This window comes from Halopseudomonas formosensis (genome assembly GCF_900115905.1).
GTDB classification, from domain to species: Bacteria; Pseudomonadota; Gammaproteobacteria; order Pseudomonadales; family Pseudomonadaceae; genus Halopseudomonas; species Halopseudomonas formosensis.
On sequence record NZ_FOYD01000003.1, the window covers coordinates 246,015 to 260,993 of the forward strand.

Here is a 14,979-nt window from a genome sequence, read left to right on the forward strand (position 1 = left end):
AGCGCGCCGGTTTCACGTACAATGGCCGGCGCCGCAGTATCGGATTCCCCGGTGTGCCATTGCTATAAGTTGTTCAATGTTCAGATCCTGTCGTACCGTTCTGGCTGTACTTGCCGTCGTCTTCACCCTTCCCGCGGCCCTGGCCGCGCCCACCAGCTTCGAGGCCGCCAAGGTCCTCGCCCGTCAGCAGGTCTACCACGACCGCGCGGATCAGGGCACCTTCTACTGCGGCTGCCGCTGGGAATGGGCCGGCCGCTCCGGCGGGCTGGTCGACCACCAGAGCTGCGGCTACCAGACCCGCGCCCAGGCCAATCGTGCCGCCCGCATCGAATGGGAACACATAGTGCCCGCCTCGCTGTTCGGTCAGCAGCGCCAGTGCTGGCAACAGGGCGGGCGCAGCAACTGCAAGAATACCGATCCGGTGTTCAATGCCATGGAAGCCAACCTGCACAACCTCACCCCGGCGGTGGGCGAGATCAATGCCGACCGCAGCAACTTCCGCTTCGGCATGCTGCCGGGTACCGGCTACCGCCATGGCCAGTGCGACTTCAAGGTGGAATTCAGCGAGCGGACCGTGGAGCCCCGCGACGAGGTGAAGGGCAAGATTGCCCGGGTCTGGTTCTACATGCACGACCACTACGACCTGCGCATGTCCAACGCCCAGCAGCGCCTGCTGATGGCCTGGGACCGGCAGTTTCCACCCAGCGCCTGGGAGCGGGAGCGTGACCGGCGCATCAGCCGCCTGATGGGCCACGCCAACCCCTTCGTCACCGGCGAGCGGCAGTGGACACTCAACCACCGCAACAGCCGTGCCGGGCTGCAGAGCAGCCTGCCGGCCCAGGCTGCCCGGAGTACCAGCGGTGCGGGGCGGATCAAGGGCAATCAGCGCAGCAAGGTCTATCACCTACCCCAGGGCTGCCCCGGTTACAGCCAGATGAGCGACAGCAACGTCAGGTGGTTCGACAGTGAAGCCGACGCGCTCGCCCAGGGCTACCGCAAGGCCGGCAACTGCCGTTGACCTTGCCGGGCGACCTCAGTCCTCCAGCTGCTTCTCGCCCACGTCCTTGCCCTCCGCCGAGGCATGTTCGATGGTAGCGTTGAGCTGCGCACCGAGCAGCAGCACCGCCGCGGATATGTAGAAGTACAGCAGCAGTACGATGATGGCACCGATGCTGCCGTAGGTGGCGTTGTAGTTGCCGAAGTTCTGCACGTAGATGCCGAAGCCGATCGAGGCCGCCAGCCAGACGATCACCGCCACCACCGAACCGGGAGTGATGAAGCGAAAGCCCTGCTCGACATCCGGGGTGGCGTAGTAGATCAGCGCTACCGCCAGCATCATCAGCAGGATCGCCAGCGGCCAGCGGATCCAGGTCCACAGGGTGACCAGCATCTGTTCCATGCCGATCTGCGAGGCCAGCCAGCTCATGACCTGCGGTCCCAGCGTCATGAAGCCCGCCGCCAGCAGCAGCATCACCGCCAGGCCGACGGTATAGGCAACCGACAGCAGCACCAGCTTCCAGCTCGGGCGGCTCTCCTCGACCGCATACACGCGGTTCATGGCATTCATCAGGGAGCGAACACCAATGGACGCGGTCCAAAGCGCCAGGAGGATACCGAAGGACATCAGCCCGCCCTGACTGTCCTGCAGCTGATCGATCACCGGACCGACCTGCTCCATGGCCACCGGTGGCAGCAGGAGGTCTGCCTGGGAGCGCAGCCAGTCGAAGAAATCCGGCAGGTGCAGAAAGCCCAGCAGCGCCAGCAGAAACAGAATGAAGGGAAATATCGAAAACAGCGCGCGGTAAGCCAGCGCGGCAGCATAGGTGGACAGATCATGCTCACTGAACCCCTTGGCCGTACGCTTGATGACTTCCCACACACCGGCATTACGCAATCGCAGAAAAGACATGGTATTCCTCACCCGATCCATTCACAGATTCTGACGGCTCATGGCCCGAGAAGTTTGGGCATTTCCCACCTCAATCACGCTCCGGCTTACCTGGCCCCTCAGCTGGACTATGCTGGAGCCTCTGACAGGAACCGTCTCATTACAGGAGCAGACCGATGATCAAGACCAGGGGCTATGCCGCGCACAGCGGTGACCAACCCTTGCAACCCTTCCACTTCGAGCGCCGGGCACCGGGAGCCGGGGATGTGCAGATCGACATTCTCTATTGCGGCGTCTGTCACTCCGATCTGCACACGGTGCGCAACGAGTGGAACAACACCCTCTACCCCTCGGTACCGGGCCATGAAATCGTCGGCCGCGTCAGCGCCGTAGGCGATCAGGTAGACAGACTCAAGGTCGGCGACATCGTCGGCGTCGGTTGCATGGTGGACAGCTGCCAGCAGTGCTCATCCTGCGCTGAAGGCCTGGAGCAATACTGCGACAACGGCTTTGTCGGCACCTACAACGGCCACGCCTTCGGCGGCAGCGAGAACACCTACGGCGGCTACTCGGACAACATAGTAGTGCGTCAGGAGTTCGTCCTGCATATCCGCCATACCGATAACCTGGCCGCCGTGGCGCCGCTGCTCTGCGCCGGTATCACCACCTACTCACCGCTGCGCCACTGGAGCGTCGGCCCCGGCCAGAAGGTCGGCGTGGTCGGCCTCGGCGGACTCGGCCACATGGGGGTGAAGCTGGCCCGGGCCATGGGCGCGCATGTGGTGCTCATCACCACCTCGCCGGACAAGCGCGACGATGCCCTGCGCCTGGGCGCCCAGGAAGTGATCGTTTCCCGCGATGAGGATCAGATGGCCGCAGCTGCCGGCACACTGGATTTCATCCTCAATACCGTGGCCGCCCCGCACGACCTCAATGCCCTGCTGTCCCTGCTCAAGCGCGACGGCACCATGACCCTGGTCGGTGCGCCGGCCGAGCCACACCCTTCACCCGAGGTGTTCCAGCTGATCTTCAAGCGGCGCAAGCTCGCCGGCTCGCTGATCGGTGGCATTGCCGAAACCCAGGAAATGCTCGACTTCTGCGCCGAGCACGACATCGTCTCCGATATCGAGATGATCCCGATCCAGGAAATCAACGAAGCCTACGAGCGCATGCTCAAGGGGGATGTGCGATACCGCTTTGTCATCGACATGGCCAGCCTCAAGGACGACTGACCAGCATCACAAGCAGCTAGGTGCGACCCGAGGGGATGGGTTGCACCTCGATATCCGTCAGACTTCGCCGCGGATGTACTGCTCGAGCTGACGGATCAGCTCCTCCTGCTCGGCAATGGTTTCCTTGACCAGGTCACCGATGGATACCAGGCCCACCAGCTGGCCATCTTCCAGCACCGGGAGGTGACGCAGATGGCGGTCGGTGATCAGCGACAGACATTCCTGCACGCTCATCTTCGAGTTCACCGAAATGGCCGGACTGCTCATGATCTCGCGCACCAGGGTACCGACCGAGGCGCGGCCCTTGAGTACGCACTTGCGGGCATAGTCACGCTCGCTGATCACACCTATCACCTTGCCGTTCTCGGTGACCGGGAGCGCCCCGATGTTGTGCTCAGCCATCTGCCGCAGTGCATTGAGTACAGTGTCCTCCGCATCCACCGTATGGACCTGCTTGATCTGCTTGGTCTGGATTACCTGAGCCACAGTCTTCATTCGATGCTCCTTTTCATCTGCCGGGCAATTGGCCAGCAAGGGTCTGCCGTTTCATCTTCTTGTTGAGGCAAAGCGGTATTTTCATCGCCTCGCTTGCGCGTACTCACAGTCAACTGACATTACCGGTAAATTTCGCCGCCGTACAGACAGGCGGCAACGCGCCGCAGCCGCTGTGCTGCACTTGTGTTTCGGCAACCCAAGACATACCATGCCCACCGCTATTCATGCAGGTGCGCCTGATTCAGGCGTGAAACGGAAAGCCGGTGCGTTCGACGAACAATCCCGGCACTGCCCCCGCAACGGTAGCTGGCCCCGATTACGATCGGCGTCTGTTCGGAACCACTGTGCCTGAGCATGGGAAGGTGAGCAGATGAGCGCCAGGAGTCCGGAGGCCGGCCTGCGTGCAAAGTGACTGGTGTTGCGGAGGGCATCACCGTCAAGTGCCGCCGGCCGTATCGCACCACCCGCCCCGTCGCACTTGCTTACCTGCCCTCCTCGAAAGTCACCCCGACCTTTTGAGGATCCAGAATGAAACTGTCCCGTATTGCCCTGGCTGTAGCGCTGGCCCCGAGCCTGGCGTTGGCCGCTGAACAACCCGAACAGACCTCTGCGGCCCAGCTGCCACCCACCGTGATCACCCGTGCGACCAATCTCAAGGCTCCAACACCTGCGAGCGTAGCGGTTATTGATCGCGAGCAGATCGAGCGTAGCGCCGCTACCGACCTGCTGGACCTGCTGGGCAGCCAGGCAGGAGTACAGATCCGCGATACCATGGGTGACGGCAACCGCGCCTCCCTGAGTTTGCGCGGTTTCGGTGAGAATGCCATGAACAACACCTTGGTGTTGGTGGATGGCCGTCGGCTGAACCAGCCCACTCTGTCCGGCCCCGATCTGAACAGCGTACCGCTGGCCAATATCGAGCGGATCGAGATCATTCGCGGCGCGGGCACGGTTCTGTATGGCGATCAGGCAGTGGGTGGTGTGGTCAACATCATCACCCGCACGCCAATGAGCAATGAAGTCTATATCGAGGCCGTCCACGGCAGTCATGATCTGAAAGCCTATCGCGGACATATTCATCAGCAGCTCGGCGGTGGCTTCTCCCTGTATGCCAGCGGTGAAAGTCGTACCAATGACAACTACCGCGACCACAACGAAGCCAACTATGACAACGCGTTCGCCCGTCTGCGTTATCAGCATGAGACCGGCCACGTGTTGTACGAATATCAGACAGTGGACGATGAACTCCGCTTCCCTAATGCCCTGCCGCTGGCCCAACGCCGAGAAGACCGCAAGCAGAGCGTCGGTGCCCAGGCCTGGAACGACAGCAAGAGCCAGGTACACCGCATTGCCTTGGAACAGAGTCTGGGCGACATCTGGAGCACCCACCTGGACTACAGCCACAGTGACCAGGATGGCGTCGGCAGCTTCGGACCTGGCTCCGAGTTCGCCCAGGGTACCCGTATCGAGACCATCAGCCCGCGCCTGACCGCCCGTTTTGACTCCCCACTGGGCTCAGCCGAATGGCTGCTCGGTCATGACCACATCACCAGTGATTATGAATATCTCGCGCCCTGGGGCGACACTCTGGCCAGGCAGAAGCTGCGCGACTGGTACACCCAGTACAGCCAGAATCTCGGCAGCGGGGTTGATCTGGTACTCGGTTTCCGCACCAGCGAGGTCGACGATGACACCACGGCCCTTGCCAACAGCTACCGCGATCGTGAAAACAGCACCAGCGTTGGCCTGAGCTGGCAGGCCAATGACCAGACTCGCCTGTTCCTGCGCCGCGAAGATGTGCTGCGCTGGGCCAATGTCGACGAGAACGGTTTTATCCCTCTCACCATCAACCGCCTGAAGCCACAGACCGGCGAATCCTGGGAAACCGGCGTGGAGTGGGTTGATGGTCTGCAACAATACCGCCTCAGCGTCTACCGACTCGAGCTGGAAAACGAACTGATGTACGATCCGACGGCGGAAGGCCCGAACAGCGCCTGGGGCTTTGATGGTGCCAACATCAACTTGGACAAGACCTTACGCCAGGGCCTGATGCTTGAAGCCGAGCGCCAGCTGACCCCTGAGCTCAGCATTGGCGGCCAGTACAGTTTCACCGACTCCGAATATCGCGACGGTGCTTTCAAGGGCAAGGAGGTACCCTGGGTCTCTCGCCATAGCGCCAGCGCCCACGTCAGCTATGAAATCCTGCCTGGACTACGCAGCTACGTCGAGGCCATTTATACTGGCAACCGTTATCACACGGGAGATGATGCCAACATCCTCGGCAAGACCGGTAGCTATACCCTGTTCAATGCTGCTCTCAGTTACGACTACCGGCAGTTCAATGCCAAGCTGCGGATCAATAACCTGACGGGCAAGAGATACGACGCCTTCGGTAGTTTTGCCAATCGCTACCCGGCCCCCGAAGAAGAGTATCAGCTCAGTGTCGGTTATCGTTTCTGATGCTTCGCACCGCAGCACTGCCTACTTCTGGCAGTGCTGCGGCACACAACTTCAAGTCATGGAATCTTCACAGGTTCCCGACCGGAGCATCAGATCAAGTTAATCCATATGTTAACTCGCCTACCTAGCGTGCTTCTCGCAGTGATACTTTCGGGCCTGTCAGGCTTGGTTTGGTCAGCTCCCAGCCGCATCATCTCCCTCGACCTGTGCATGGACTGGATCCTCGCTCACCATGCCGATCCGGCGCAGGTGGCGGCACTGTCGCCCATGCTCAAGCGTTATCCGATCCAGTGGATCGAGGACGGCTGGCCAATCCACGACGGCACTCTTGAGCAGGTAGTTGAGTTGCAGCCTGATCTGGTACTGGCCGGACAGTACAGTGCCCTGCTGTTGCGCGAACGCCTGCGCAGCCTGGGTTACCGGGTCGAGGTCATGCCCCTGCCCAGCACTCTGGAACAGGTGGAAGCCTATGAACGCCGCCTGCTCGACCTGATCGGCCGCGACCCGGCCCTGGCTGCCACCGCGCCGCCGCCCACAACCCTCGATGAACGCGCACCCCGCCTGCTGCTGCTCGACGCCAACGCCATAGGTACCGGCCGGGAGACCTTCGAGCACCGCATTCTGGAACAGGCCGGCTGGCGCAATTACCTGCAGACGCCGGGACTGGTGCGGCTAGATCTGGAACAGATCGTCAGCGACCCGCCGGATGCCATACTCTTTGCCGCGCCAGAACATCAGGCGCTGGCCAACCGCTTCGCTGAACACCCGGTACTGCGCCGCGCCGTCCCGGCAGACCACTGGCTCAGCACCGACAACTGGCGCTGGCAATGCCCCGGCCCCTGGACCTGGGATCTGATAAGGCAGCTCAACCAATGGCTCGACTGATCACCTCCTCCCTGCTGGTCCTGCTGCTGGCGACCTTTGTGCTGTCGCTGACCATAGGCTCGACTTCGGTTCAGGTACTGCCCGGGCTGTGCGGCTTTCTCGGCGGGCAGGACACTCTGGACGCCATCGTCATCGGCGAGATCCGCCTGCCGCGCACACTGATCGCCCTTGCCGTGGGTGCCGCGCTGGGTCTGAGCGGCGCTGCGCTGCAGGGGCTGCTGCGCAACCCGCTGGCCGAGCCCAGTCTTACCGGCGCCAGCCAGGGCGCCGCCCTTGGCGCGGCCAGCGTGTTCTACTTCGGTCTGTTCCCCCAGCTGGGCGCGGCAGCCCCGGGCGTGGCCGGGCTGATCGGCGCGGCAGTTGCACTGATGCTCATGCTGATGCTGGCCGGCTCGGCGCGCTCGCATATGGTCATCATGGCGGGGCTGGCCATCTCCACTGTCAGCGGCGCCGCCCTGGCCACGGTACTCAACTTCGCGCCCAACCCCTACGCCATGCAGGAACTGGTGTTCTGGCTGCTCGGGTCGGTATCGGAACGGGGACTGGAACACCTTTGGCTGCTGCTGCCCGCCCTGCTGATCGGCAGCGGACTGATCCTCAGCCAGCGGCGTCTGCTCAGCGGCCTCAGTCTGGGTGATGAGGTCGCCCGCAGCATGGGCCTCAACTACCGTTACGGCAGCATCATGCTGGTACTGGGCGCCTCCATGCTGGTCGGCTCCTCCGTGGCGGTGGCCGGCAGCATCGGCTTTGTCGGCCTGCTGGTGCCGCATATCCTGCGCCCCCTGGTGAAACACAGGCCCGACCGTCTGCTGATACCGGCGACACTGGCCGGCGCCATTCTGGTCTGCGCGGCGGATATGGTGGTGCGTCTGCTGCCGCCCGGACGCGAACTCAAACTCGGCGTGCTCACCTCCCTGCTCGGCGCACCGCTGTTCATCTGGCTGGTCTGGAAGGAGCGCAAGCGGTGGATCTGATCACTATTCGGCAGCTCAGCGTCAGCAGACGCATCGCCGACATCAACCTGAACCTCGTCCCCGGTGAAATGCTCGGGGTGATCGGCGCCAACGGCGCCGGCAAATCCACCCTGCTGCAGTGCCTCGGCGGGGTACTGCCCTACCGGGGCGAGATCCTGCTGAACGACAGGCTGCTGAGGCAGATGCCCGGGCGGGAACAGGCACGCCAGATCGGTTTTCTGCCCCAGAGCAGCCAGAGCGCCTGGGCGCTGACCGTGGAGGACGTCATCACCCTCGGCCGTCTGCCCTGGGGCGATAATGACCAGGAAGCGGTACGCCAGGCCGCCGCCGACACCCAGGTCAGCGATTGGATGCAGCGCCAGGTCGATCAGCTGTCCGGCGGCCAGCAGGCCCGCGTCTGGCTGGCCCGGGTACTGGCCGGCAAACCGACGGTGCTGCTCGCCGACGAGCCCGTCGCCAGCCTCGACCTGTACCATCAGCAATACATTCTTACACTGCTGCGCCGCTACGCCAGGAACAACCGAGGCGTGATACTGTCCATTCACGATCTGTCGCTGGCGGCTCGTTATTGCGACCGGCTGTGCCTGCTGCACCAGGGCCGTGTGCTGGCGGCAGGTACCCCGGCAGAGGTACTGACCCAGGACCACCTGCGCACCGCCTTCCATATCGACGCCCATATCGATCTGGAAAGCCAGCCGCCGATCATAGTGCCGAAATAGGCAAGTTCACAGGGTGGCCGTCAGGGTCACCCGGGCATGGACGCCGGTTAATGCAGTATCAGTAACGCAAAGGCAACGCATGCAAGTATCCATCAAGACCCTGTTTCTCCTGCTGTGCATGGCGATACTCGCCGGCTGCAGCAGCGCGCCCCTGTCCGGCAACACCGGCAAATGGGCAGGCCACAAGGAAAGCGGCCAGGCCTCGTACTACGCAGACAAGTTCCAGAACCGCAAGACCGCCAGCGGCGAGCTGTACAAGGCCAATCTGAAAACCGCAGCACACCGCACCCTGCCCTTCGGCACCAAGGTCAGGGTGACCAATGTGAAGAACGGCAAGAGCGTGGTAGTGCGCATCAACGACCGAGGCCCTTTCGTTCGCGGCCGCATCATCGACCTGTCCCGCTCGGCCTTTTCCAGCATTGGCAACACCCGGGACGGCCTGATCAATGTACGCATCGAAGTGCTCAGGTAAACAAGCCCCGCCCTGACTTGACGCCCCGCGCCCGAAACGCGAGCATGCTGGCAAAACAATAACAATGTCAGGAGTACCGCATGACCGCCTTCGAGCGCCGCAGTTTTGCCGTGGCCGTAGTTCTCGGGCTGATCTACCTCGCCCTGCTGCCCCTCAAGCCCTACCCGCTGAGCTGGCTGCTCAAACCCATCCCCATGCTCATATTCGCCGCGCTCGCCTGGCGCGCCTGGCGCGGAGTCACCGGCATACTGCTGGGCCTGGCCTTTATCGGCGCCGCCGGCGGCGACTTCTTCCTCGACTATGGCGACCGCGACGGCCTTTTCATCCAGGCGCTGTGCTCCTTCCTGATCAACCAGCTCGCGCTGGTCGCCGCCTTCGCCCTGATGGCCAGGGGCAAACCCTGGCTGCGCTGGCGCATGCTCCCGGTCACCCTCTACAGCCTGCTGCTCGCCCTCTGGCTGGTACCCGCCGCCGGCACCTATCAGGTCCCCGTCGCCATCTACCTGCTATGCCTCTACGCCATGGCCATCATGGCCTGCCGCGTAGAAGCCAAGCCCGGCCTGCTGTGGCTCGGCGCAATGCTGTTCGTGATTGCCGACTCCCTGATCGGCGTGAACAAGTTTGCGATGCCCTTTGCGTATGCAGTGCCGGTGATTGTGACGATTTATTTTTCGGGGCAGGTTTTGATTGCGGCGGGGGTGTTGAGACAGCGATGAGCTGACCGTATTCTCGCGTCCTCGGCAGCTCCCTTTCAGATACTCACTATGCCCCGGCATCTGGGATATTCCGAGCATCCCCAGAACACATTGCCAGCATTAGCACCGCGCTTGGCGGTACGCTTGATCATGGGGGCATTGCACTGCGGGCAGCTGGGCACCTGCGGTTGCTCTGGGGTCACGAGGGTGGTCGGTGCGGGAGGCGCTTTGCTTGGCTGACTCTTGTGCTGAGCTATCCACTGTTTGAGGATGGGCCCCTCGATCAACTGGATATTACGGCCAGATGCAAAGTCCTGCGCTTCCTTGGTGAACCGGCCGGAAGTGACGACAAAACCGCCTGCCGCCCCCTCCACTGCCATGGCACCAAAGAACTCGCGGATAACCGCGACGCCCACCTTGAGCGAGCGCCAGTGCTTGCATTGCACCAGATACTTTTCACCGTCCTTGCGCAGGATCAGATCTATGCCGCCATCGGGGCCGTTACCGCCGGTTTCGGTGATGCTGTAACCCTGGCGGCGGAAGGCTTCGCCGACCAGCTGTTCAAACTGGCGCCAGTCGAGGCCATCGATGGCTTTGCCAGGCTGGGTGGCGGCCTGCACGTCATTGATGAGTTTCTTGCGGTGTCTGCGCGAAGCGACAGAAGCGATCGCAGCTATCACGCAGGTCATGGGGACAAAGTACTGGCCGACCAAGGCGAAGGCCCGAATCATCTGACCTCTGAGAACGCTACCCATATCGTTGGCTGTGAGAACCTGGGAGGTGTCGACAGGTGCAGTAGCGATAGAATGCAGAACAAGCCACGCGACAAGTGCGATCGCCAGACAAACCCACCAGGGCAGCCGGGCCAGTACTGTTACCAAGTCCTCAAAACCTGAGGTACGTCTGCGACGAGCCATCCGTTGGTCTCCATGAATGACGGCATCCTGCCATATCCGGACCATACCTTTTTATGTCGCAGCAGGTAAAGCCGGAGCGCGCCCTCCCCTTACCGTTGACATTTCGCGGCATGGCGTCAGTTTTCTCTGGGCAAAAAAAGGGCGCAATGCGCCCTCTTTATGGTTGCTCAGGCCTTCGCCGTTACTTTCCCTCTCTGTCCACCATGTCCTTGCCCAGGCGGGTCCAGGTCAGCAGGAAGCACAGGGCGCTGGCCGCGTACAGGCAGGCCATGATGACCATAGAGGTCTGCAGGCTCTGTGAGTAGACCTGACCGCAGACTTCGCGCAGATCTTCACTCAGCTGACCGATCACGGCGGGATGGCACTGGCTGCGAGCCAGATCGCCCGCTGCTACGCCATACTCGGCGGCACCGGAATTGAACAGGATGTCGGACACCAGGCCGATGAACAGCGGGCCGAAGCCGTAACCGATCAGGTTGACCAGCAGCAGCATGACTGCGGTGGCCATCGCCCGCACGCGCATGCTCACCACGCCCTGGCCGATGGTGTACTGAGCGGCCAGATAGCCATACTTCACGAAGCCGCCGATGATCAGGCCAATGGCCGCATAGAGCAGATTGTTTGTGGTAAAGGCGAAGATATAGAAGGGAACCGACAGCAGCAGACCTGCAGCAGGTACCCAGGCGATGGCGCCGGGGTGCTTCTTGTAGATTCTGGTCGCCAGCCAGCCGGTGGCGAAGGTGCCGACTGCAGCAGACAGGGCGACCGGCGTGTTGATCCAGATGGCCGCCTGGCCGGCGGTAATTTCGTAGGTACGCACCAGAAACAGCGACTGGAACGAGGAAATGCCGTAACCACAGAATGCGGCGATGGTGGCACCGGCGGTCATCAGCCAGAAAGCAGGCTTGCCCAGCAGCTCATGGATGGCTTCCCCAAGGCTGGCGCGCTCCTTCTGCACGGCTTGCGGCGGATCGGTGTAACCCCGCGGTGGCTCCTTGACTGTAAGCTTGAACACCAGGGCGACCAGCAGTCCCGGCAGGCCGACAACGAAGAAGGCGGTGCGCCAATCGAACATGTCGGTAACCCAGCCGCCGACGATGTTGGCGACCATGGTGCCGAGGGTTACGCCCATGGCGTAGAAACCCAGTGCCTGGGACCGCTCACGCGGAATGAAGTAGTCCGCGATCAGGGAGTTGGCCGGCGGCGTGCAGCCAGCCTCGCCGATACCCACCCCGACGCGACACATCAGCAGAATCCAGAACGCACCTATGGTGATCGAACCGATGGTGACTTCCGTCGCAAGGCCGCAGAGCGCCGTCATCAGGGACCACAGGGCCACGCAGACGGTCATGATCCAGACGCGGTTGGCGACATCGGCATAACGCGCCAGCGGGATGCCCACTGTGGTGTAGAGCAAGGCGAAACCGAATCCGGTGAGAAGGCCGAACTGGGTGTCCGTCAGCCCCAGATCAGGTACCAGGTCGGGACCGACGACCGCCAGCAGGGCACGATCGACGAAGTTGAGAATGTAAATGAATGTCAGCGCGAAGAGCACATAGTTGCGGTACGCCTTGGAGCCGAAGCCGGTCAAGTGGCCCTGGGCTCCCCCTTCTATGGCATGGTTGGTTCTCATGGACAGTTCGCCTTCCCAGTGTGTTGTTATAAGTCGATGCGGGCAGTCGTCCGCTGCGGTGACTCAGGTTCATCCGAGTCACCGGTATGCCCTACCTTAACGCTTAGAAGCCGATCCACCATACATGGTTGAGCCAATCAGCCCTGTTGAATATCGATCCATAAGCGTAAAGCATGGCTTTAGCGGGACATTTGTCGTGCGCTTGATCACAGGGTAATCACATTGAGCCAGCGAGGCCCGTTTGTGTCAGATCATTGAGAGCCCGGGTACGTCGTTGGGGCTGCCGGTACGGCGTGGAGATCGCGGAAGTGTCGCCGTCGACGAAGGGGGTAACGCTTCAGCGGGCTTCGGATTCCATTCAGGACGTCCCGGGAATCCGAAGCAGCAGGTTCAACCCAGCTTCACATTCATGGTGATCTGCGCGGTAAAAACCGTCTTGCCCTCGGTATCCGTAACGACAACCGGCACCACCTTGTCGCCTTCGCTACTCCAGTCCACGCCCTCGCCGCTGGCTACAGCGGTCAGATCAGTTTTCGCCTTGGCCAGATACTCTACTGTCATGCCCTTGGGTATCCAGCGGGCGCCTACGGGTATAGACACGTTGGTCATCATGCCAGCGGCCAGCTCCGCCGCATTGCACATGGCAATCGCATGCACTGTACCCAGATGATTGGTGACATCCTTGGCGAAGGGCAGCTGAACTATGCAGCTGTTGACGTCCAACTCGGATATGAGCGGGCTGATGGTGCTGAAGTACGGTGCCATCTGGCATGCCATCTTGCTGAAGGCCTCGGGGCCGGCGGACTGAAACATCTTGAGTACCTGGTTCATAACTTCTCCTTGATTAGATACAGAATATTATTCTGTTACGGAACTATATTCTGTACACATGGCAGCGTCAATGCTGCACGCGCGGAGTCCGGCGAGGTAACATGGCGTCTTCTGATCACTTGGATGCGGTAGATGGATATTCTGGAGCGTAGCTATCCCGGCAGGCGGGCGGAACTCAAGAGAGCCATCCTGCGCGCAGGGCTTGAGTGCTTTAACGCGCAGGGTATCGAAGCGACAACCATCGAGATGATTCGCAGCGGGTGCGACACCAGTGTCGGGGCCATCTACCACCATTTTGGCAACAAGGAGGGCCTGGTCGCGGCTCTGTTATTCGCCGCCATGGAGGATCAGGCCTCCCTTCGCCAGCAATATCTTGCAACCGCGCAGACGCCCCGAGACGGAGTAAGCGCCCTGGTTCTGAGCTACGTTGACTGGGTTGCAGACCAGCCCGAGTGGGCACGCTATCAGTTCAACGCCCGCTTTGTGGTTGCCAACGGTCCCCATAAGGAAGAACTGGTTGCAAGAAACCGGGCCCGGAACCAGCAGTTGCAGGAGTGGTTCGCCCGAGCATGTGCAGGTGACAAGCTGACCAGCCTACCCTACGAGCTGGTTCCTTCCCTGATCATTGGCCCGGCGGAAAGCTACTGCAGGGCCTGGCTCTCAGGCAGAGTTGCCAGCAGCCCAAGGGTTTACCGTGAGACACTGGCCGAGGCGGCCTGGCGAGCACTCGGCGTAGCCTGATCTGCCAGGGGCGCCCTTCCCCGCAGGCTGCCGCTTTGAATACGTGGCAGCCTCATCCCAAACCGGTCTGCCTTATGGGCCGGCAACGTCTGATGGAGAAATACCATGATCAATGAGCAGGATCGCAAGCACCTGCAGCGGTGCATTGAACTGGCGGCGGAAGCACTGGCCGCTGGCGATGAGCCCTTCGGTTCGGTGCTGGTGTCGGCTCAGGGAGAGGTGCTGTTCGAGGATCGCAACCGGGTTGCCAGTGGTGATCATACTCAGCATCCGGAATTCGCCATTGCCCGCTGGGCGGCGCAGAACATGAGCCCCGAGGACCGAGCCGGTGCCACGGTATATACCTCGGGCGAGCATTGCCCCATGTGTGCGGCCGCTCATGGCTGGGTCAGGCTGGGGCGCATCGTCTATGCCAGCTCCAGCGCGCAGCTGGGCCGTTGGCTGACCGAGCTGGGCGTACCGGCTCCCCGGGTGCGGTCGCTGCCTATCGGCGACGTCATCTCGGATACGCCTGTCGCAGGGCCGGACGAAGAGCTGGCCGCCAGGGTTCACGAGTTGCACAGACAATTTCATCAACAGCGCAGGATTGGAGAATGAGCATGCGTATCTGTGGCATTGAATTGACCGGTAATGATGCAGTGGTGTGCCTGCTTGATAAGGACGATGGGTTGTTCAACCTGCCGGACAGCCGCACACGCAAGCTGACCCTGAAGAAGGGCCACACCCGCGAGGATCTGCTGGCGTTCCAGAAGGAGCTGGTGCAGTTTCTGGGGGATTACAAGGTGCAGAGGGTAGTGATCAAGGAGCGGCTGCAGAAGGGCAAGTTCGCCGGTGGCGCGATCAGCTTCAAGCTGGAAGCCACGATCCAGCTGATCCCCGCGGATTATGAGGTGGAGCTGCTGTCAGCCACGCAGATCAAGTCCATTCTCGCGGCGAACCCGCTGCCGGTGCATTTTGCCGACACCGGGCTGAAGCAGTTTCAGGAAGCAGCCTTTCTCACCGCCTACGCGGGTCATTTCAAGGATTGAAGCCGCTCA

The 14,979-nt window shown here is 61.7% G+C and carries 16 protein-coding genes and 1 riboswitch; of the genes, 11 read left to right on the top strand and 5 right to left on the bottom strand.

The features are described from left to right. The first annotated feature begins 76 nt into the window (after positions 1 to 76). Positions 77 to 1,018, top strand: a complete 942-nt coding sequence (locus BM046_RS06525; protein ID WP_090538184.1) for an endonuclease — start codon at positions 77 to 79, stop codon at positions 1,016 to 1,018. A gap of 15 nt (positions 1,019 to 1,033) precedes the next feature. Here the strand turns inward: BM046_RS06525 and BM046_RS06530 are convergent, their stop codons facing one another. Continuing rightward, positions 1,034 to 1,909 (bottom strand): YihY/virulence factor BrkB family protein, encoded by an 876-nt coding sequence (locus BM046_RS06530; RefSeq protein ID WP_090538186.1) that lies wholly within the window; start codon positions 1,907 to 1,909, stop codon positions 1,034 to 1,036. Positions 1,910 to 2,064: 155 nt separating this feature from the next. Between BM046_RS06530 and BM046_RS06535 the strand changes: the two genes are divergently transcribed. Continuing rightward, on the top strand, positions 2,065 to 3,120 hold the full coding sequence (locus tag BM046_RS06535; RefSeq protein WP_090538188.1) for an NAD(P)-dependent alcohol dehydrogenase: 1,056 nt from the start codon (positions 2,065 to 2,067) through the stop codon (positions 3,118 to 3,120). A 57-nt stretch (positions 3,121 to 3,177) separates the two neighbouring features. On the opposite strand, the gene BM046_RS06540 is transcribed toward BM046_RS06535, so the two are convergent. After that, complete coding sequence (locus BM046_RS06540) at positions 3,178 to 3,615, bottom strand: CBS domain-containing protein (RefSeq protein ID WP_090538190.1); 438 nt, start codon at positions 3,613 to 3,615, stop codon at positions 3,178 to 3,180. Between the two features lie 211 nt (positions 3,616 to 3,826). Then, a riboswitch (cobalamin riboswitch) is annotated at positions 3,827 to 4,030 on the top strand. Between the two features lie 113 nt (positions 4,031 to 4,143). Here BM046_RS06540 and BM046_RS06545 point away from each other — a divergent pair. The 6 genes from BM046_RS06545 (at position 4,144) to BM046_RS06570 (ending at position 9,841) form a co-directional block, all read left to right on the top strand. Continuing rightward, entirely contained in the window at positions 4,144 to 6,075 is a 1,932-nt protein-coding gene (locus BM046_RS06545) for a TonB-dependent receptor (protein WP_090538192.1), read from the top strand. 165 nt (positions 6,076 to 6,240) lie between these two features. Then, positions 6,241 to 6,960 (top strand): substrate-binding domain-containing protein, encoded by a 720-nt coding sequence (locus tag BM046_RS06550; protein ID WP_235818581.1) that lies wholly within the window; start codon positions 6,241 to 6,243, stop codon positions 6,958 to 6,960. Further along, entirely contained in the window at positions 6,948 to 7,934 is a 987-nt protein-coding gene (locus BM046_RS06555; RefSeq protein WP_090538196.1) for a FecCD family ABC transporter permease, read from the top strand. Before BM046_RS06550 ends, BM046_RS06555 begins: the two co-directional genes overlap by 13 nt. Next, a complete protein-coding gene (locus BM046_RS06560; protein WP_090538198.1) occupies positions 7,925 to 8,653 on the top strand; it encodes an ABC transporter ATP-binding protein in 729 nt (242 codons plus the stop codon). The genes BM046_RS06555 and BM046_RS06560 overlap by 10 nt, the downstream gene beginning before the upstream one ends. A 79-nt stretch (positions 8,654 to 8,732) precedes the next feature. Then, the gene (locus BM046_RS06565; protein ID WP_090538200.1) at positions 8,733 to 9,125 is read left to right on the top strand and encodes a septal ring lytic transglycosylase RlpA family protein; all 393 of its coding nucleotides are present in this window, start codon (positions 8,733 to 8,735) and stop codon (positions 9,123 to 9,125) included. 80 nt (positions 9,126 to 9,205) lie between these two features. Further along, positions 9,206 to 9,841 (top strand): lysoplasmalogenase, encoded by a 636-nt coding sequence (locus BM046_RS06570; protein ID WP_090538202.1) that lies wholly within the window; start codon positions 9,206 to 9,208, stop codon positions 9,839 to 9,841. A gap of 35 nt (positions 9,842 to 9,876) precedes the next feature. On the opposite strand, the gene BM046_RS06575 is transcribed toward BM046_RS06570, so the two are convergent. From BM046_RS06575 to BM046_RS06585, 3 genes are all read right to left on the bottom strand, one after another. After that, on the bottom strand, positions 9,877 to 10,737 hold the full coding sequence (locus BM046_RS06575; RefSeq protein ID WP_090538204.1) for a restriction endonuclease: 861 nt from the start codon (positions 10,735 to 10,737) through the stop codon (positions 9,877 to 9,879). 181 nt (positions 10,738 to 10,918) lie between these two features. Continuing rightward, on the bottom strand, positions 10,919 to 12,370 hold the full coding sequence (locus BM046_RS06580; protein ID WP_090538206.1) for a spinster family MFS transporter: 1,452 nt from the start codon (positions 12,368 to 12,370) through the stop codon (positions 10,919 to 10,921). Positions 12,371 to 12,760: 390 nt separating this feature from the next. Next, positions 12,761 to 13,201 (bottom strand): hotdog fold domain-containing protein, encoded by a 441-nt coding sequence (locus BM046_RS06585; RefSeq protein ID WP_090538207.1) that lies wholly within the window; start codon positions 13,199 to 13,201, stop codon positions 12,761 to 12,763. 132 nt (positions 13,202 to 13,333) lie between these two features. On the opposite strand from BM046_RS06585, the gene BM046_RS06590 reads away from it, so the two are divergent. From BM046_RS06590 to BM046_RS06600, 3 genes are all read left to right on the top strand, one after another. Then, positions 13,334 to 13,942 (top strand): TetR/AcrR family transcriptional regulator, encoded by a 609-nt coding sequence (locus BM046_RS06590; RefSeq protein WP_235818582.1) that lies wholly within the window; start codon positions 13,334 to 13,336, stop codon positions 13,940 to 13,942. A 105-nt stretch (positions 13,943 to 14,047) separates the two neighbouring features. Beyond that, positions 14,048 to 14,539: a nucleoside deaminase gene (locus BM046_RS06595; RefSeq protein WP_090538209.1), complete on the top strand. Its 492-nt coding sequence runs from the start codon at positions 14,048 to 14,050 to the stop codon at positions 14,537 to 14,539. 2 nt (positions 14,540 to 14,541) lie between these two features. After that, a complete protein-coding gene (locus BM046_RS06600; RefSeq protein WP_090538425.1) occupies positions 14,542 to 14,970 on the top strand; it encodes a DUF3010 family protein in 429 nt (142 codons plus the stop codon). The last annotated feature ends 9 nt before the right edge of the window (positions 14,971 to 14,979 follow it).